Here is a 225-nt window from a genome sequence, read left to right as displayed (position 1 = left end):
GGGCAGCCCGGCGCCGCCGTACCGCTTGGTCACCTCGTGGCCGAGGATCGTGCCGACGGTGCGGTTGACGTTGCGGATCTCGACCTGCGCCCGCACCGGCTCGCCGCGCGCGAGCGCGGCCGCGGCCAGCGGGACGAGCGTGGTGACGTCGAGCGCCTTCTCCAGCCCGTGGTCCTGGCGGGTGGTGTTGCGCAGCGACGCCCCCACGGGCAGCTCGGGCACGTG

At 76.0% G+C, this 225-nt stretch carries 1 protein-coding gene; it reads right to left on the bottom strand.

The window, feature by feature from the left end:
• The coding region (locus tag QWY28_RS23965; RefSeq protein ID WP_300955395.1) for a GltB/FmdC/FwdC-like GXGXG domain-containing protein at window positions 1-225 on the bottom strand (225 nt) is incomplete at both ends.

Origin of the sequence: Nocardioides oceani (assembly GCF_030412965.1) — a bacterium.
GTDB lineage: Bacteria > Actinomycetota > Actinomycetes > Propionibacteriales > Nocardioidaceae > Nocardioides > Nocardioides oceani.
Note: the sequence above shows the minus strand (reverse complement) of the source record. Positions and strands in the feature narration are given on the sequence as shown.